The 18,491-nt window shown below is 39.2% G+C and carries 20 protein-coding genes; 17 read left to right on the top strand and 3 right to left on the bottom strand.

The genetic code is table 11. From position 1 onward, the window contains the following. Positions 1 to 7 precede the first annotated feature (7 nt). From pgsA to HMPREF9186_RS06065, 5 genes are all read left to right on the top strand, one after another. A complete protein-coding gene (gene pgsA, locus HMPREF9186_RS06085; RefSeq protein WP_009731919.1) occupies positions 8 to 547 on the top strand; it encodes a CDP-diacylglycerol--glycerol-3-phosphate 3-phosphatidyltransferase in 540 nt (179 codons plus the stop codon). Continuing rightward, a complete protein-coding gene (locus HMPREF9186_RS06080; RefSeq protein ID WP_009731918.1) occupies positions 548 to 1,372 on the top strand; it encodes an energy-coupling factor ABC transporter ATP-binding protein in 825 nt (274 codons plus the stop codon). It begins immediately after the preceding gene. Beyond that, positions 1,357 to 2,199: an energy-coupling factor transporter ATPase gene (locus tag HMPREF9186_RS06075; RefSeq protein ID WP_009731917.1), complete on the top strand. Its 843-nt coding sequence runs from the start codon at positions 1,357 to 1,359 to the stop codon at positions 2,197 to 2,199. The genes HMPREF9186_RS06080 and HMPREF9186_RS06075 overlap by 16 nt, the downstream gene beginning before the upstream one ends. Continuing rightward, positions 2,192 to 2,989, top strand: coding sequence for an energy-coupling factor transporter transmembrane component T family protein (locus HMPREF9186_RS06070; RefSeq protein ID WP_009731916.1), 798 nt, complete (start codon positions 2,192 to 2,194; stop codon positions 2,987 to 2,989). The genes HMPREF9186_RS06075 and HMPREF9186_RS06070 overlap by 8 nt, the downstream gene beginning before the upstream one ends. Before the next feature lie 157 nt (positions 2,990 to 3,146). Further along, positions 3,147 to 3,800: a LysM peptidoglycan-binding domain-containing protein gene (locus HMPREF9186_RS06065; protein ID WP_009731915.1), complete on the top strand. Its 654-nt coding sequence runs from the start codon at positions 3,147 to 3,149 to the stop codon at positions 3,798 to 3,800. Positions 3,801 to 3,827: 27 nt separating this feature from the next. On the opposite strand, the gene HMPREF9186_RS06060 is transcribed toward HMPREF9186_RS06065, so the two are convergent. Genes HMPREF9186_RS06060 through sdaAB form a run of 3 tightly spaced genes read right to left on the bottom strand, consistent with a single transcriptional unit; the run spans position 3,828 to position 6,012 of the window. Next, complete coding sequence (locus HMPREF9186_RS06060; protein ID WP_009731914.1) at positions 3,828 to 4,457, bottom strand: HAD hydrolase-like protein; 630 nt, start codon at positions 4,455 to 4,457, stop codon at positions 3,828 to 3,830. A gap of 1 nt (position 4,458) precedes the next feature. After that, positions 4,459 to 5,331, bottom strand: a complete 873-nt coding sequence (gene sdaAA, locus HMPREF9186_RS06055; RefSeq protein ID WP_009731913.1) for an L-serine ammonia-lyase, iron-sulfur-dependent, subunit alpha — start codon at positions 5,329 to 5,331, stop codon at positions 4,459 to 4,461. 9 nt (positions 5,332 to 5,340) lie between these two features. Then, positions 5,341 to 6,012: an L-serine ammonia-lyase, iron-sulfur-dependent subunit beta gene (gene sdaAB / locus HMPREF9186_RS06050; RefSeq protein WP_003002135.1), complete on the bottom strand. Its 672-nt coding sequence runs from the start codon at positions 6,010 to 6,012 to the stop codon at positions 5,341 to 5,343. Positions 6,013 to 6,239: 227 nt separating this feature from the next. On the opposite strand from sdaAB, the gene HMPREF9186_RS06045 reads away from it, so the two are divergent. From HMPREF9186_RS06045 to rpsD, 12 genes are all read left to right on the top strand, one after another. Then, positions 6,240 to 6,782, top strand: a complete 543-nt coding sequence (locus tag HMPREF9186_RS06045; RefSeq protein ID WP_009731912.1) for a M23 family metallopeptidase — start codon at positions 6,240 to 6,242, stop codon at positions 6,780 to 6,782. A gap of 203 nt (positions 6,783 to 6,985) precedes the next feature. Next, positions 6,986 to 8,107 carry a tRNA 2-thiouridine(34) synthase MnmA gene (gene mnmA / locus HMPREF9186_RS06040; RefSeq protein ID WP_009731911.1) on the top strand — a complete coding sequence of 374 codons (1,122 nt, stop codon included), beginning with the start codon at positions 6,986 to 6,988 and terminating at the stop codon, positions 8,105 to 8,107. Between the two features lie 137 nt (positions 8,108 to 8,244). Beyond that, positions 8,245 to 8,700, top strand: a complete 456-nt coding sequence (locus tag HMPREF9186_RS06035; RefSeq protein ID WP_009731910.1) for an NUDIX hydrolase — start codon at positions 8,245 to 8,247, stop codon at positions 8,698 to 8,700. Positions 8,701 to 8,708: 8 nt separating this feature from the next. Further along, positions 8,709 to 10,610: a tRNA uridine-5-carboxymethylaminomethyl(34) synthesis enzyme MnmG gene (gene mnmG / locus HMPREF9186_RS06030; RefSeq protein ID WP_009731909.1), complete on the top strand. Its 1,902-nt coding sequence runs from the start codon at positions 8,709 to 8,711 to the stop codon at positions 10,608 to 10,610. Between the two features lie 204 nt (positions 10,611 to 10,814). Then, a complete protein-coding gene (locus HMPREF9186_RS06025; RefSeq protein WP_037613974.1) occupies positions 10,815 to 12,794 on the top strand; it encodes a DHH family phosphoesterase in 1,980 nt (659 codons plus the stop codon). Further along, positions 12,791 to 13,243 carry a 50S ribosomal protein L9 gene (gene rplI, locus HMPREF9186_RS06020; RefSeq protein ID WP_009731907.1) on the top strand — a complete coding sequence of 151 codons (453 nt, stop codon included), beginning with the start codon at positions 12,791 to 12,793 and terminating at the stop codon, positions 13,241 to 13,243. The genes HMPREF9186_RS06025 and rplI overlap by 4 nt, the downstream gene beginning before the upstream one ends. 25 nt (positions 13,244 to 13,268) lie before the next feature. Next, entirely contained in the window at positions 13,269 to 14,627 is a 1,359-nt protein-coding gene (gene dnaB, locus HMPREF9186_RS06015; RefSeq protein WP_009731906.1) for a replicative DNA helicase, read from the top strand. Position 14,628: 1 nt separating this feature from the next. Next, positions 14,629 to 14,901 carry a Veg family protein gene (locus HMPREF9186_RS06010; protein WP_003009183.1) on the top strand — a complete coding sequence of 91 codons (273 nt, stop codon included), beginning with the start codon at positions 14,629 to 14,631 and terminating at the stop codon, positions 14,899 to 14,901. A gap of 210 nt (positions 14,902 to 15,111) precedes the next feature. Further along, positions 15,112 to 15,870, top strand: coding sequence for an ABC transporter permease (locus HMPREF9186_RS06005; RefSeq protein ID WP_009731905.1), 759 nt, complete (start codon positions 15,112 to 15,114; stop codon positions 15,868 to 15,870). Between the two features lie 56 nt (positions 15,871 to 15,926). Next, on the top strand, positions 15,927 to 16,922 hold the full coding sequence (locus HMPREF9186_RS06000) for an ABC transporter substrate-binding protein (RefSeq protein ID WP_009731904.1): 996 nt from the start codon (positions 15,927 to 15,929) through the stop codon (positions 16,920 to 16,922). Continuing rightward, positions 16,915 to 17,646 (top strand): ABC transporter ATP-binding protein, encoded by a 732-nt coding sequence (locus HMPREF9186_RS05995; protein ID WP_009731903.1) that lies wholly within the window; start codon positions 16,915 to 16,917, stop codon positions 17,644 to 17,646. Before HMPREF9186_RS06000 ends, HMPREF9186_RS05995 begins: the two co-directional genes overlap by 8 nt. 205 nt (positions 17,647 to 17,851) lie before the next feature. Continuing rightward, positions 17,852 to 18,463 (top strand): 30S ribosomal protein S4, encoded by a 612-nt coding sequence (gene rpsD / locus HMPREF9186_RS05990; RefSeq protein ID WP_003002210.1) that lies wholly within the window; start codon positions 17,852 to 17,854, stop codon positions 18,461 to 18,463. The last annotated feature ends 28 nt before the right edge of the window (positions 18,464 to 18,491 follow it).

Below are 18,491 nucleotides of genomic sequence, written 5' to 3'. Positions count from 1 at the left end.
AGGAAGTATGAAAAAAGAAAATATTCCTAATGCGTTGACATTAATTCGAGTTGTGATGATTCCTATTTTTATTGCCATTTTAAGTCTAAGCCATTCTTATCTTGGCCATATTGTAGCAGCAGTTATTTTTGCAATTGCAAGTATTACAGATTATTTAGATGGCTTCCTTGCACGAAAATGGAATGTGGTTAGTAATTTTGGGAAATTTGCCGATCCAATGGCAGATAAATTATTGGTTATGTCAGCCTTCATCATGATGATCGAATTAAAAATGGTTCCTGCTTGGATTGCAGCTGTTATTATTTGTCGTGAGTTAGCTGTTACTGGTTTGCGTCTTCTGCTTGTTGAGACAGGCGGTACAGTGCTTGCCGCAGCTATGCCAGGTAAAATTAAGACCTTTAGCCAAATGTTTGCCATTATCTTTTTGCTTTGTCACTTAACCCTTCCAGGACAAGTATTACTTTATATCGCACTGATTTTTACAATTTATTCTGGTTATGACTACTTTAAGGGAAGTAGCTATCTCTTTAAAGACACATTTAAGTAAATGAAACATATTATAAATCTAAAAAATGTATCGTTTCGATACGATAAAACAGTAGAAGAGTATCAAATTGATACTGTTTCGTTTCACGTGAAACAAGGGGAGTGGCTTTCAATTGTTGGGCACAATGGTAGTGGGAAATCTACCGTTGTACGCTTGATGGATGGTCTCTTAGAACCTGAGTCTGGTGAGATTTATATTGATGGGCAACAGTTGACTCGTGAAACGATATGGGAAATCCGCAGTAAAATTGGGATTGTATTTCAAAATCCGGACAATCAATTTGTCGGTGCAACAGTGGAAGATGATGTCGCCTTTGGCTTGGAAAACCAAGGAATTCCACGGGAAGAAATGATTCAACGTGTAGAGAAGGCTATTGACCAAGTTGGCATGCTAGAGTTTAAAGATAGGGAACCCTCTCGATTGTCGGGTGGTCAAAAACAACGAGTAGCCATAGCGGGTATTATTGCCTTGCGACCAAATATTATTATCCTTGATGAAGCAACTAGTATGTTAGATCCAGAAGGCCGAGAGGATCTAATGGCAGTAATGAGAGAACTCCAGAAAAAGTTTCAATTAACGATTATCTCCATTACTCATGATTTAACTGAAATCGCCCTAAGTGACCGAACCCTAGTGTTTCAAAAAGGAAAATTAGAGTCTTCCATGTCGCCGAGGGAATTGTTCTCAAGAAATGATTTGCATGAGATTGGACTAGATAAGCCGTTTAGTAAGCAAGTCCAAGAATCTCTCAGCTCGCATTTTCCGCTAAAACAGGATTATTTAACAGAAAGTGAGTTATTAGACCAACTATGGGAATTTCTTTAAAGAACGTCTATTATACTTATCAAGAGGGAAGTCCCTTTGAAGGACAAGCGCTTTCTGATATATCTTTGGAAATACAGGACGGCTCTTATACTGCCATCATTGGGCATACTGGTAGTGGAAAGTCCACTTTGTTACAGTTACTAAATGGTTTACTTCGTCCGACTAAAGGAACGATTCAATTTGAAGATTTTGTTTTAGATAATCATTCTGAGCCAAAAGAAATGAAGTACCTGAGAAAAAAAGTCGGTTTGGTTTTTCAATTTCCAGAAAGTCAGCTATTTGCGGAAACCGTTCTAGCTGATGTAGCATTTGGACCACAAAATTTTGGGGTACCTAAGGAAAAAGCGGAGGAAATAGCCAAAGAAAAATTAGCGATCGTTGGTTTAGAAGAGTCTATCTATGATAAAAGTCCATTTGAACTATCAGGTGGACAGATGAGACGGGTTGCAATCGCGGGTATTTTAGCTATCGAACCAGAGATTTTAGTATTGGACGAGCCGACAGCAGGGCTAGATCCTGCTGGAAGAAAGGAATTGATGGCGCTGTTTGAGACGTTGCATAAAAATGGGATGACTCTTGTTTTGGTGACTCATATGATGGATGATGTAGCAAACTTTGCTGATACTGTATTTGCTTTGGAAGCGGGAAAACTTGTCCTAAACGGATCCCCAAGGGAAGTGTTTCAACAGGTAGACTATTTACACAAACTTCAATTAGGAGTTCCACAAGTCACGAATTTTGCTCTTCAATTGAAACAAAGAGGAATGGATCTAGAGAGGTTACCAATCAAAATTGAGGAATTAAAGGAGATGTTACTTCATGAATAATATGATTTTAGGAAGGTATATCCCTGGAAATTCTATCATCCATCAACTGGATCCTCGTGGAAAATTGCTCTCGATGTTTTTGTTCATTTTTCTTCTTTTTTGGGCTAATAACCTGCAGACCAATATTCTTCTCTTTTGTTTTATCTTTGTTTTAATGTATCTAACAAGGATTTCTATCGGTTTTTATGTCAAAGGCCTAAAATCAATGATTTTTATCATTGCGTTTACAACTGTTTTCCAATTATTTGCTACCTCTCAAGGAACATTGTTATATCAATGGTGGTTTTTTAAATTAACAGATCAAGGATTGGCACAAGCTGCAATCATATTTTGTAGATTTATCTTAATTATTTTTTATTCGACGATTCTAACCGTGACAACGACACCATTAAGTTTAGCAGATGCTGTTGAAAAGATCCTCACACCACTAAAAATTATTAAGGTTCCGGCTCATGAGATTGGGTTAATGCTATCTATGAGTTTGCGCTTTGTTCCAACCTTAGTAGATGATACGAATCGAATTATGAATGCTCAAAGGGCGCGTGGTGTTGATTTTGGTGAAGGAAATCTATTAAAAAGGATCCGTTCCTTTATTCCTATTCTCATTCCTCTATTTGCTTCTAGTTTTAAACGAGCAGATGCATTAGCAATTGCGATGGAAGCGAGAGGTTACAAAGGTGGGGAGGGACGAACACGCTATCGGATACTTCAGTGGGGAGTGAAAGATACCCTAGCATTGCTCGTTATTCTGTGTTTAATGTTATTCGTTTTTTATCTAAAAAATGGATAGAAAAGCTCCTACCGGTTCAAAAATAAGGAAAAAGCGCTACACAAAGCGCTTTTTACATTAAATTCACATATTCTTGTAATATTTGTAATACATTCTACAAGAAACTGTAACATTTTGTGTGTATGATAGAATTATGTTCGAAAGGAGAATAAAATTCATGAACAGTAAAAAGTTCCAATGGACAGTCACTTCCTTGCTTTCAGCAGCATCGCTTTTCATTTCTGGTATTGCTACAGTGAATGCTGAAACTTACGAAGTGAAGTCTGGAGATACTCTATCAAAAATTGCACTTGAAAATAACACTTCAGTAGAAAATATTATTGCATCTAACAATTTGACCAATGAAGATTTAATTTATGCAGGTCAAATTATTGAGTTGGGGGAGCGTTCTAAATCAATGCTTGATAAAATTGCTCCACAAGAGCAAGCAAAACCTGCTGAAAGTGCAACTCCTGTAACTGAAGCAACCGCACAAACTGCTCAAAAACAAACAACTTATGCTGCGAATGCTACAGTCACTTCTACGCAACCAACAAGTGGTGGAATTGTTTTAGCAAATGGGAATACTGCTGGTGAGCAAGGCTCTTATGCAGCTGCTCGTATGGCTGAAATGACTGGCGTACCCGCTTCTACTTGGGAAGCAATCATTGCCCGTGAATCGAATGGACAAGTGAATGCAGCAAATGCTTCTGGTGCAAGTGGTTTATTCCAAACAATGCCAGGTTGGGGTTCAACTGCAACAGTTGATGATCAAATCCAGGCAGCATACAATGCATATAGCTCACAAGGTTTATCAGCTTGGGGTTATTAAAAAAAATAGGTTTACAAATTTGTAAACCTATTTTTTAAATGTTGAGAGGATATCAAGTGGAGATTGACAAATATAATCCGGTGAGTAAAGGAGTAATTCTTCAAGATTTCCAAAACCCCAAGTGACTGCCATGGTTTTAATTCCAACTGTTTGACCTCCAATAAGGTCAAATTTCGTATCTCCAATAATCAGAGCTTCCTCTTTTGGAATGTTATTGATTGACAAGGTGTGTTGAATAACATCGGCTTTATGGACGCACACAGGACTTGAACCATAAATTCCATTAAAGTAGTCAGCTATTCCTAGATCTTGACACATTTGTAAAGCTACGGGTTCATATTTTGAAGTAGTTACATAGAGCTCAAAACCGTTATTTTTTAGAGATTCTAAGGCATCTACTATCTGAGGAAAGAGGGTTGTTTTGTATTGGCCCTTTTCATGATAATACTGGCGATAGATGGTGACTGCTTGATCTACTAAGGTTTCAGGAAGAGTAGCCTCAAAACTAGAAATTAAAGGTGGTCCCATAAAACTTCGGATAGTTTCAAGATCAGGTTGGGAAACCTTTAAGGTGTCAAATGTGTGTTGAAAACTTTCTGCAATTCCTTTAGAACTGTCTACTAATGTCCCATCTAAGTCAAAAAATAAGGCTTGCATGTTATTCTCCAAATATCTCTTTCTGTAGGTTGCGTCCAGTAGGAGTCGCTGCCAATCCTCCTTCAGCTGTTTCTCTAAAGGCAGTTGGAAGACTAGAGCCAACTTGGTACATGGCATCAATGACTTCATCGACAGGAATTTTTGATTCAATCCCTGCTAAGGCCATATCAGCCGCAACAAAAGCATAGCTGGCTCCCATTGCATTTCGTTTGACACATGGGACTTCAACGAGTCCCGCTACTGGATCACAGATGAGGCCAAGCATATTTTTGATAACGAAACAGACGGCTTGACTGGCTTGATAAGGAGTTCCGCCAGCAGCTAATGTCAGTGCAGCAGCACTCATAGCTGAAGCAGAACCAACTTCTGCTTGACAGCCACCTTCTGCACCTGAAATAGAAGCATTGTTAGCGATCACTAAACCGAATGCTCCAGCTGTCAGTAGAAAATCTAATTGTTGCTGACGGTTTAACCCTAATTTTTGAGTTGCTGCAGTAAGTACGGCAGGAAGACATCCTGCAGATCCTGCTGTAGGTGTTGCACAGACTAGCCCCATTTTGGCATTGTGTTCGTTGACAGCAATGGCGTTTTTTGCAGCGGTCAAGACGGTTAAGTCAGATAAGGTTTTACCAGATTTGATATAGCGATCTAATTTTGCAGCGTCTCCACCTGTTAATCCACTACGAGACTGATTTTCATTTAACCCTAACCTTACAGAATCAATCATCACTTCTAAATTACGGGTCATTAATCGTAGGACTTCTTCGCGTTCACGACCTGTTAACTCGAATTCAGTAGCAATCATTAACTCTGCGACGTTTCCTTCGTATTGCGTACTTGCTTGTTCTACGAGGTCTACAATTGAATAAAACATACAAACTCCTTATTTGAAAAAGTTGACATTATGAAGATGAGGAATTTTACGAATATCTTCGATAGCTGCTTCACAACTTCTTGAATCAACTTCAATAATCATAATGGCTTTTTCTCCAGCTTTTTCCCGCGTCACATTCATTTGTGCAATGTTAATATCATAGCGAGAAAGGGCTTCTGTTACATGAGCGATCATTCCAGGGACGTCTTGGTGCACAATGATAATGGTTGGAGTATTCATATTTAGCGAGATGGCAAAGCCATTTAACTCAGTAACCTGTATGTTCCCACCACCAATTGAGATTCCAGTGACAGAAATCGTTTTATGATCATTTTTTACAGTAATGGTCGTTGTATTTGGGTGAGGAGCATTGCTCTCTTTTTGAATAGACCAAACAATCCGAATGCCTCGTTCATGTGCAATTTTTAGACTATCTGGGATTCTAGGATCATCTGTGTCCATTCCTAAGATGCCCGCGACTAAGGCTAAATCTGTTCCATGACCACGATAGGTTTTTGCGAAGGAATTAAATAATTGGAACTCAACCTCTTTGGGCTCTTCTCCAAATATAGAAGAAACAATTTTACCAATTCGAACAGCACCTGCAGTATGGCTACTAGATGGGCCTATCATCACAGGTCCAATGATATCAAAAACTGATTGGAATTTTAAAGAGTTCATTCTTTGCTCCTTTGCGATCACTTTACTTCATTATATCAGATATGGCTGATGATTTCTTGTATTTCTCCCTAAATATGGTAGAAATCTTAAAGGGTGCTTAAAGCATTTATATTATCCTGAAATTTTAGTATTTCTAACATCTGATTGCAATAATTGACACACGATTTCAATTAATATGAAATATTTCTTTTGTAGGATAGAGTTATACCAATTAAGGAGTAAAAACAATGAATAAAAAACAGATGATGAAACAGATGGTTGGAATCGGATTACTTGCAGGACTTTTCTTTCCAATTGCAGTAAATGCGGATTCTTATACTGTAAAGTCAGGTGATACCTTATCAGCTATTGCTAAAGAGAAGAATACAACGGTTGATGCGATTGCTAAGAAAAATAAGATTAGCAATGTAAATCTCATTACAGTTGGTCAGGTTTTAGAGATTGAAGATGAGAAGGCAACAACTAATACTACAGAGCAAGCTGCGACTAGTAAAGCTAACACTACACAAGCAACAACTACGGTATCTGCTTCAGATGGCTTGAGTTCCGAAGATGCAGCGGCTAAAGAATGGATTGCCCAGAAAGAATCAAGTGGCAGTTACACAGCGCAAAATGGCCAATATTATGGTCGTTATCAGTTATCCCTTTCTTATTTAAACGGTGATTTATCCGAAGCAAATCAGGAAAAAGTAGCCAATCAATATGTTGTCAACCGCTATGGTTCATGGTCGGCAGCTAAAAACTTCTGGCTGGCCAATGGTTGGTATTAAAGTAGATGAAATAGTTCAGCAATTGGACTCTTTTTGATTTACATACTTGTAAACGTCTAGATACAATAGTCAATAAGTAGAATGGCATGATGCTTGTTTTCTACTATAAAGCGTGTTACAATTGATAATGCTCAAAACGACCTTCAATCGTTGAAGCAAACCACGACCTTCAATCGTGAGAAACGAAAAGATGGGAGAAACCTATGAGTGATAACTCGAAAACACGTGTTGTTGTTGGTATGAGTGGCGGTGTCGATTCATCTGTAACGGCTTTGTTGTTAAAACAACAGGGCTACGATGTCATTGGCATCTTCATGAAAAACTGGGACGACACAGACGAAAATGGCGTCTGTACAGCTACGGAAGATTACAAAGATGTAGCAGCAGTTGCAGACCAAATTGGCGTTCCTTACTATTCTGTCAACTTTGAGAAAGAATACTGGGATCGCGTCTTTGAATACTTCCTTGCAGAATACCGTGCAGGCCGCACACCAAATCCGGATGTCATGTGTAATAAAGAAATCAAATTTAAGGCCTTCTTAGATTATGCCATGACACTTGGTGCCGATTATGTAGCCACAGGACATTATGCACGCGTGGCGCGTGATGAGGATGGCATTGTCCATATGCTACGCGGCGTTGACAATGGAAAGGATCAAACTTATTTCCTAAGCCAGTTGTCACAAGAACAACTTCAAAAAACCATGTTCCCATTGGGACATTTGGAAAAGCCTGAGGTTCGTCGTTTAGCAGAAGAGGCAGGATTAGCAACAGCTAAAAAGAAAGATTCCACTGGAATCTGCTTTATCGGAGAAAAGAATTTCAAAGAGTTTCTAAGTAACTACCTCCCTGCCCAACCAGGTCGAATGATGACCGTAGATGGACGGGATATGGGCGAACATGCCGGTTTAATGTATTACACGATCGGTCAACGGGGTGGTCTTGGAATTGGTGGTCAACAAGGTGGAGACAATGCCCCTTGGTTTGTCGTTGGTAAAGATCTGAGTCAAAATATTTTGTATGTCGGTCAAGGTTTCTATCATGAAGCGCTGATGTCAACAAGTTTACAAGCTAGTCAAGTTCACTTTACACGAGAGATGCCAGAAGAGTTTACACTGGAGTGTACAGCTAAGTTCCGCTATCGCCAGCCAGATTCCAAGGTGACGGTTCATGTCAAGGGTGACAAGGCTGAGGTTATTTTTGCAGAACCTCAACGGGCCATTACGCCAGGTCAGGCTGTTGTCTTTTATGATGGTGAAGAGTGTCTCGGTGGTGGACTAATTGACAATGCTTACCGAGATGGTAAAGTTTGTCAGTATATTTAAATTGACAAATATTCTCAATTTGCTACAATAATAAAAGCAATAGAAGTGATGGTCAAAGCTCATGGATGTTGCAGGCTTTTTTGTCCTGCGCTTCTCAGAGTTTTGACTATTTTTGTGTCGTTTCGAAAGGATGTAAAATGCAAAAACGGGATTTTCGGACCAAGTTGAATCAGACAGTTTTTGGTGTGAGAGCGACTGCTTTGATTGTAAAAGACAATCGCTTGTTAGTCGTAGAAGATGAAGACGGTTTTTATACAATTGGAGGTGCCATTCAAGTGGATGAAGCTACTGAAGATGCCGTAGTTCGAGAAGTAAAAGAAGAACTGGGTGTCGCGTCTAGAGCTGTTCAGTTAGCTTTCATTGTTGAAAATCGCTTTGAACAAGCTGGAATCCACTACCATAACATTGAATTTCATTATTTGGTGGACTTGCTGGAAGATGCACCGTTAACCATGCAAGAAGATGCGAAGTCATTACCTTGCAGATGGCTTGCTTTAGATGATCTACATACTGTAAATCTGAAGCCGGCATTTTTGAAAACTGCCTTACCAGATTGGGACGGACAATTACGACACATCCATCTTGAAGAATAGGAGAAAAAATGACTTATAATTTTATAGAAGAATACGATATTATTGTAATCGGAGCGGGGCATGCTGGGGTAGAAGCCTCCCTTGCTGCGAGCCGAATGGGTTGTAAAGTTTTACTTGCAACCATCAATATCGAAATGTTGGCGTTTTTGCCATGTAATCCTTCGATTGGTGGTTCTGCAAAAGGGATTGTTGTCCGTGAGGTAGATGCTCTCGGTGGAGAGATGGCCAAGAATATTGACAAATCCTATATTCAGATGAAGATGTTGAATACAGGAAAGGGACCAGCTGTTCGTGCGCTTCGTGCTCAAGCAGATAAAGAGCTCTACTCTAAGGAAATGCGTAAGACAGTTGAGAACCAAGAAAACTTGACCCTTCGCCAAACCATGATTGATGAAATTTTGGTAGAAGACGGGAAGGTTATTGGTGTTCGAACTGCGACTCACCAAGAATATGGGGCCAAGGCTGTTATTGTGACGACAGGAACAGCTCTCAGAGGGGAAATTATTATTGGGGATCTTAAGTATTCGTCAGGACCTAACCATAGCCTTGCTTCTATTAATTTGGCTGAAAACCTCAAAAATCTTGGACTAGAAATTGGACGGTTCAAAACGGGTACGCCACCACGTGTAAAGGCATCGTCAATCAATTATGAAGAAACGGAAATTCAACCTGGTGATGAGAATCCAAATCACTTTTCTTACAATTCGCGTGACGAGGATTATTTAAAGGATCAAATCCCTTGTTGGTTAACCTATACCAATAGTCAAAGCCACGAGATCATCAACAGCAATTTACACCGGGCCCCTATGTTTACAGGTGTTGTAAAGGGTGTTGGCCCTCGTTATTGTCCATCTATTGAAGATAAGATTGTTCGCTTTGCTGACAAGGAACGTCATCAGCTTTTCCTTGAACCAGAAGGACGCAATACAGAAGAAGTCTATGTCCAAGGCTTGTCAACCAGTTTACCAGAGGATGTGCAACGAGATCTTGTCCATTCTATTAAGGGATTGGAAAATGCTGAGATGATGCGAACGGGTTATGCGATTGAGTATGATATGGTTCTTCCACATCAATTGCGGGCAACTTTAGAAACCAAGAAAATTTCAGGTCTCTTTACAGCAGGCCAAACCAATGGAACATCTGGCTATGAGGAAGCTGCTGGCCAAGGAATTGTGGCAGGGATTAATGCTGCCCTAAAAATTCAAGGAAAACCAGAGCTCATCTTGAAACGGAGTGATGGTTATATTGGAGTCATGATTGATGACTTGGTAACCAAAGGGACAGTTGAGCCCTATCGTTTGTTAACAAGTCGTGCTGAATATCGTTTAATTCTTCGTCATGATAATGCAGATATGCGCTTGACAGAAATCGGTCGCGAGGTTGGTCTAGTTGATGACGAACGTTGGGCACGTTTTGAAACCAAGAAGTATCAGTTTGAAAATGAAATGAAGCGCCTTGACAGTATTAAGTTAAAACCTGTAAAGGAAACGAACGAGAAGGTTGCAGCGCTAGGCTTTAAACCATTGACAGATGCTGTCACAGCCAAAGAATTCTTGAGAAGACCAGAAGTATCTTATCAAGATGTTGTTAACTTTATCGGACCAGCTGCTGAAGAGTTAGATGATAAGATTATCGAGTTGATCGAAACTGAAATTAAGTACGAGGGTTATATCTCAAAAGCTTTAGATCAGGTTGAAAAAATGAAGCGAATGGAAGAAAAACGAATTCCTGCCAATATTGACTGGGATGATATTGACTCCATCGCAACAGAAGCTCGTCAAAAGTTCAAACTGATTAATCCAGAGACCATTGGTCAAGCTAGTCGGATTTCAGGTGTCAACCCAGCCGATATTTCTATCTTGATGGTTTATCTTGAAGGCAAGAGTCGGAGCATTTCAAAAAATAAATAAAATTACTAATCTCATGGGGCTGAAATAGTTTTTCAGCCTCAATTTTATAGTTTGCAATCCTTTCTGTTTGTTGACAAGTTTGTCAATGAGGTTTACAGATAAGTGGACTGTGAAAAAGCTTTTTGCCTGTCTATCTTCTCTTTAATAATAAAGAGAAACCTCGCTTTTTACCTCCATTTATGGTATAATTCCGTGAAGAGGTTTATGATGAAAAAATTTCGTTTATCGTTCATCCATTATGTGTTAATTGGTTTTATTTCATTTGCAATTTTAGCAATTTTTTTAAGAATCTTTGGCAAAGGCTATGTAACTCTTATTGCAATTTTTCTAGTCTTAGCTGCTTTGATTGCTTTATTTGAATACCAATTACAGATTTCAGAGTTAGATGAACTCGAACAAATACAGTATGTTAACCATCAGGCAGAAAGTGGATTAGCATCTCTACTTGATAAAATGCCTGTAGGTGTTATTAAGATTAATAAAGAAACTCAGGAAGTCGAGTGGTTTAATCCCTATGCAGAATTGATTTTTTCAACAGATGATGGTGATTTTAACGTTGAATTATTGAAAAAACTACTCAACACCTTGTTTGAAGATAAAGGCCATTATGTCACTGTAGCCGATAAGAAATATTCGGTTTACTTTGATCAGACATCAAGTGTTGTATACTTTTTTGATGTTTCAAGTGAGTATGAAGCAACTGTCGGATTAGTGACGACTCGGCCAGTGATTGGTATTATCTCTGTTGATAATTACGATGATCTAGAAGATGTCATTTCTGATTCGGATATTAGCAATATCAATAGTTTTATTGCCAATTTTGTGGAAGAGTTTACAGCTCACTACCATATGTTTTACAGACGTGTGGGGATGGATCGTTTCTATTTGTTTACGGATTACACGGTCTTGGAGCAATTGATGGAATCGAAATTTTCTGTTATTGATCAATTTCGTGAAGATGCCAAAAATCGTGAACTACCTATTACCTTAAGTATGGGATTCTCATATGGTGATGGAGAGCATGATGGTATTGGTAAAGTGGCTCTATTGAACCTGAACCTTGCGGAAGTTCGTGGTGGGGATCAAGCAGTTGTCAAGGAAAATAATGAACAGAAAAATCCTATTTTCTTTGGTGGGGGAACGGCCTCGGCTGTAAAACGCACTCGAACTAGGACACGCGCTATGATGACAGCCATTTCGGATAAGATCAAATCTGTTGACCAAGTCTTCATTGTTGGGCATAGAAATTTAGATATGGACGCATTGGGTGCCTCTGTGGGAATGCAATTTTTCTCTAGTAATATTTTGGCCTCATCCTATGTTGTTTATGACCCACATGCGATGGCCAGCGATATTTCACGAGCGATTGAGAAATTAGAAGATGAACAAGTTACGAAAATCCTTACCTTAGAGGAAGCCATGCAAATGGTAACGGATCGCTCCTTGTTGGTTATGGTTGACCATTCTAAGACAGCCTTGACTCTCTCTAAAGATTTTTATCAACAATTTCAACAGATTATTGTCATTGATCATCATCGTCGAGATGATGATTTCCCTGAAAATGTTCTGATCACCTATATTGAAAGTGGAGCAAGTAGTGCGAGCGAATTGGTAAGTGAACTTATTCAGTTCCAGAAGTCGAAGAAAAATCGATTGACGAAGATTCAAGCTAGTGTCTTAATGGCTGGAATCATGCTGGATACTAAGAACTTCTCCACACGTGTTACAAGTCGGACCTTTGATGTGGCTAGTTACCTTCGTTCCAGAGGTAGTGATAGTGTAGCTATTCAAGAGATCTCTGCTATCCAGTTTGATGAGTACCGTGAAGTAAACGAATTGATCTTAACAGGTGAAAAGATTTTGCCACATATCATAGTGGCTTGTGCCAACACGACTAAAGCCTATGATTCAGTAACCATTAGTAAGGCTGCTGATAGTATGCTAGCCATGTCTGAGGTAGAAGCAACCTTTGTCATTGCTTGTAATCAAAGTGGGACTGTCTCGATTTCTGCACGAAGTCGAAGCAAAGTCAATGTACAGCGTATCATGGAACAACTTGGCGGAGGAGGTCATTTCAATTCGGCAGCCTCTCAAATTGAGGGTCAAGATTTGATGAGTATTCGTCAACAACTGATTGAGACGATTGAAAACGAAGTAACTATTGAAAAGGAGAATGTAGAATGAAAGTTATTTTCTTAGCGGATGTAAAAGGTAAAGGTAAAAAAGGCGAAATTAAAGAAGTGCCTACTGGTTATGCACAAAACTTTTTGATCAAGAAAAATCTTGCGAAAGAAGCCAATGCCCAAGCAATCGGTGAACTTCGTGGAAAGCAAAAGTCAGAAGAAAAAGCGCATGCTGAGTTGTTAGCAGAAGCGCAAAAGATTAAAGCGAAATTGGAAGAAGAAGCAACTGTTGTTCAATTCACTGAAAAAATTGGGCCAGATGGCCGTACTTTCGGCTCTATTACTAATAAAAAGATTGCAGAAGAACTTGAGAAACAATTTGGCATTAAAATTGATAAACGTCATATCCAAGTTGCCTCCCCAATTCGTGCAACAGGTTTGATTGATGTCCCTGTAAAAATTTATCAAGATGTTACAAGTGTGATTAATATTCGTGTAAACGAAGGGTAAACACGATCGATAGAAAGGTTTTTTTATGGCTGAGATAGAGGAATTACGAACACAACCTCAAGATATCCAAGCTGAACAATCAGTGTTGGGAGCCATCTTTATTGATGAGGGAAAATTGGTCTTTGTTCGTGAATATATCGAACCTGGCGATTTCTTTAAATATTCGCACCGTTTGATTTTTAAAGCCATGATTGATCTAGCTGACCGTGGGGATGCGATTGATGCGACGACTGTTCGAAATATTTTAGATGGTCAAGGAGATCTCCAAAATATTGGTGGTCTCTCCTATTTGGTAGAAGTCATTAATTCGGTACCAACTTCAGCTAACGCGGAGTATTACGCGAAGATTGTAGCCGAAAAAGCTGTCCTACGTCGTTTGATCTCTCGATTAACGGAAAGTATTAATCAAGCTTATGATGGCGCAAGTCCTTCAGATGAAATCATTGCGGGTGCTGAAAAAGCTCTGATTGATGTTAGTGAAAACGCAAATCGTAGTGGATTTAAAAATATCCGAGACATCTTGAATAGTAACTTTGGTAGCTTGGAAGCCCGCTCGCTTCAAACCTCTGATATCACGGGTATTGCGACAGGCTATCGCGATTTGGACCATATGACGACGGGGCTACATGAGGAAGAGTTGATCATTTTAGCAGCTCGTCCTGCAGTAGGGAAAACAGCCTTTGCTCTAAATATTGCACAAAATATCGGAACCAAGTTGGATAAGACAGTGGCTATTTTCTCATTAGAAATGGGTGCTGAAAGTTTGGTCGACCGGATGTTAGCAGCTGAAGGCTTGATTGAATCCCATTCGATTCGTACAGGTCAATTGACGGATGAAGAGTGGCGAAAGTATGCCATTGCTCAAGGAAATTTGGCCAATGCGAGTATTTACATCGATGATACGCCAGGAATTCGGATCACTGAGATTCGTTCGAGAGCAAGAAAATTAGCGCAGGAAACAGGCAATCTCGGTCTTATTCTGATTGACTACCTGCAGCTGATTACAGGGACTGGAAGAGAAAACCGTCAACAGGAAGTTTCAGAAATTTCCCGTCAGTTAAAGATTTTGGCCAAGGAACTAAAAGTACCTGTTATTGCTTTGAGTCAGCTGTCACGTGGTGTGGAACAGCGCCAAGATAAACGTCCTGTTCTTTCTGATATTCGTGAATCTGGATCCATTGAGCAGGATGCGGATATTGTTGCCTTCTTGTATCGAGATGATTATTATGATCGGGCTGGTGAAGAGGAAGAAGATGGTATTCCCAATAATACGGTTGAAGTGATTATAGAGAAAAACCGTTCAGGTGCGCGTGGAACAGTAGAATTAATTTTCCAAAAGGAATACAATAAATTTTCAAGCATTTCAAAGAGAGAGGATCAATAAGATGAGTGATGCATTTACAGATGTTGCAAAAATGAAAAAAATTAAAGAAGAGATCAAGGCTCATGAAGGACAAGTGGTTGAAATGACACTTGAAAATGGACGGAAACGTCAAAAAAATAAATTCGGACGCTTGATTGAGGTCTATCCTTCTTTATTTATTATCGAGTATACGAACGACAATAGCTTACCAGGTGAACCGGCCAATACATACGTGGAGTCTTACACCTATTCAGATATTTTAACAGAGAAGAATTTAATTCGTTATTTGGATTAATTTCTTGCTTTTATCGTCTAAATCAGTTATTATAATAAATACATATGGGAGTCTGTGTACAGTCTGAGAGGAAGTGTAAGCTTCGACCGCACCTGATCTGGGTAATGCCAGCGTAGGAAACAAATGAAATTTATTTTTCGTTTTAAGTGACCTTGTGCAATCCGTCTCCTATTTTGGAGGCGTTTTTTATTTGTGAGAAAGGAGGTTACGATGTCTCTTGTAAATAGATATTCAAAGCAGTTAATAGGGATTGCAGGATTTACTGCTCTTCTTGTTTTATGGCAGTTGGCAGGAGTTTTAAACATCTTACCAAAATTTGTATTGCCGACGCCACTTGAAATTGGGACTGCCTTTGTGCGAGATCGAGTGCTTCTGATGCATCACAGTTTGTCTACCCTTCAAGTGGCCTTGATCGGACTTGTTATAGGGGTTCTTTTGGCTGCTGGCTTAGCAATTCTCATGGATAGTTTTCAATGGGTGAATGATTTGGTCTATCCCTTTATGGTTGTTATTCAAACCATTCCGACGATTGCCTTAGCCCCCATATTGGTCCTTTGGTTTGGGTATGGTATGCTTCCAAAGCTTGTCTTGATTATTATTACGGTAGTGTTTCCCATTGTAGTTAGTTTCTTAGATGGCTTTCGACATTGTGATCAAGACATCTTGAGATTGTTTCAGATTATGCAAGCCAACCGTTTTCAGACCTTAGTCCACTATAAAATTCCTGCAGCACTTCCTTATTTTTTTGCAGGTTTACGCGTAAGTGTCTCCTATGCCTTTATCAGTACGGTTGTTTCAGAATGGTTAGGAGGGTTTGATGGATTGGGAGTTTATATGATCCAATCGAAGAAGTTGTTTCAGTATGATACAATGTTTGCGATCATTGTATTAATTTCTGCTATTAGTTTACTCGGTATGTTTCTCGTTGACCAATTAGAAAAACGCATTTTGAAGTGGAAAAAGGGTTGACAAACTTGTAAATAGTGTAAAAATAAATTGACAATAATGTAAAAGAGGTATTTCTTATGAAGAAGCAGTTAGCTTTGGCTTTATCAATTATTTGTGGAGTTGTTTTTTTGGTTGCTTGTCAAAATTCTGTCAAAAAATCGTCAAGTAATGAAACGAAGATTGATTTTATTCTAGATTGGACCCCGAATACCAATCATACAGGTCTCTATGTAGCAAAGGAAAAAGGCTACTTTAAAGATGCAGGACTGGATGTAGATATAAAACTTCCCCCGGAAGACAGTAGTTCTGATTTGATTATCAATGGGAAAGCTCCATTTGGTATTTATTTCCAAGATTCTATGGCCAAGAAATTGGATAAAGGTGCGGGGATTACCGCTGTTGCAGCTATCGTCGAACACAATACGTCAGGGATTATTTCAAGAAAAGATGCAGCGATCACAAGTCCAAAAGATTTGGTTGGTAAGCGGTATGGCACCTGGAATGATCCAATTGAGTTGGAAATGATCAAATCGATGATGAAAAAAGAAGGGGCTGATTTTAATCAAGTAAAATTGGTTCCAAATAGTGATTCAAATTCCATTACTCCGATTGAAAATAAGCTCTTTGATGCTGCTTGGATTTATCATGGTTGGGATGGAATTTTGGCTGAGCAAAAGGGAATGAAGACGAATTTCTTCTATATGAAAGATTTTGTTCCTGCATTTGACTACTATTCGCCTGTTATTATTGCTAACAATGACTATTTGAAGTCTCATAAAGAGGAAGCAAAAAAATTCATTCAAGCGGTGAAAAAGGGCTACCAATATGCTATAGAGCATCCAGAAGAAGCTGCGGATATCTTGATCAAACAGGCCCCTGCCTTGGCAAATCAGCGTGATTTTGTCCTGGCTTCCCAAAAATATCTTTCTAGTCAATATGCTTCAGACAAGGACAAGTGGGGGCAGTTTGATCCTAAACGTTGGAATGCTTTTTATGCTTGGGCAAAAGAGCAAGGATTGGTTTCAAATGACTTAAGAGACAAAGGTTTCACAAATGAATTGGTAGGTGACTGATATTTTAACAGTAAAAGATGTAAGTTTCACATTTGGAGATAAAGCAGTTTTAAATAATGTATCACTAGAAGTGCAAAAAGGAGAAATCGTATCTATTTTAGGTCCCAGTGGGGTTGGCAAATCAACCTTGTTCAATTTAATTGCTGGGATCCTTCCCTTGCAAACGGGATCTATAGAAGTAGATGATGCCCCGATCTCTTTTGGGAAAGTCAGCTATATGTTACAAAAGGATCTTTTGTTAGAACATAAGACAGTATTGGGAAATATTATTCTTCCCCTTCAATTAAAAAAAATTCCTAAGGAAGAGGCGACATCTACAGCTCTAAAATTGTTAGAGGAATTTAAGCTAAGAAGTATCGCCAACCTTTATCCCAATGCGCTGAGTGGGGGGATGCGGCAACGGGTGGCGCTATTGAGAACCTATCTTCTGGGCCATTCTGTCTTTCTACTAGATGAAGCTTTTAGTGCTTTAGATGAATTGACAAGGCAGGATCTTTATCAATGGTATCTGGAAAGCAAGGAACGTCTTGGTCTCACCACTCTTTTGATCACTCATAGTATCGAAGAAGCTTTGACATTGAGTGACCGGGTCTATATCTTGAATCATAATCCTGGAGAAATTGTTGCAGATCTTCCTTTAAAATGGGATCCAGCAACGGATAGAGACTGGCAACAATTGCAATATAAAAAACGAATCATAGAATTATTGTCTGAATTTCATTGAAATTGTTTTGAAGTACTTTACAAAGTCTCTATTCCGTGATAAAATAGAATTTGTGCGAAATGACAGCAGGACAAAATGAAGCTCGTCAACAGGAAGTCAGCTAGAAAAGTAACCTTTGCTGTTTGGGCGAAGGCTTTCTGAACGAATCAGGTTTGTCTAAAACGTTATTTCCTACAAAAATTATTTTTATAGGAGGACATTTCACATGTCACGTTATACAGGACCATCTTGGAAACAATCTCGCCGTCTTGGCTTGTCACTTACAGGTACAGGTAAAGAATTGGCACGTCGTAACTACGTACCAGGACAACACGGACCAAATAACCGTTCAAAATTGTCAGAATACGGTTTGCAATTAGCTGAAAAACAAAAACTTCGTTTCTCTTACGGACTTGGTGAAAAACAATTCCGTAACTTGTTCGTACAAGCTACTAAAGTTAAAGAAGGAACTGTCGGTTTCAACTTCATGCTTCTTTTGGAACGTCGTTTGGATAACGTTGTTTACCGTCTTGGACTTGCGACTACTCGTCGTCAAGCTCGTCAATTCGTTAACCACGGTCACATCCTTGTTGATGGAAAACGCGTTGATATCCCTTCATACCGTGTAACTCCAGGTCAAGTGATCTCAGTTCGCGAAAAATCAGCTAAAGTTCCGGCTATCCTTGAAGCTGTTGAAGCTACAGTTGGACGCCCAGCATTCGTATCATTCGATGCTGACAAACTTGAAGGTTCATTGACTCGCCTTCCAGAACGCGATGAAATCAACCCAGAAATCAACGAAGCACTTGTCGTTGAATTCTACAACAAAATGCTTTAATTTTAAGAAAAAACTTGCAGAAAGCCTA

Source organism: Streptococcus sp. F0442 (assembly GCF_000314795.2).
GTDB lineage: Bacteria > Bacillota > Bacilli > Lactobacillales > Streptococcaceae > Streptococcus.
This window is presented reverse-complemented; position numbering and strand designations above follow the sequence as displayed.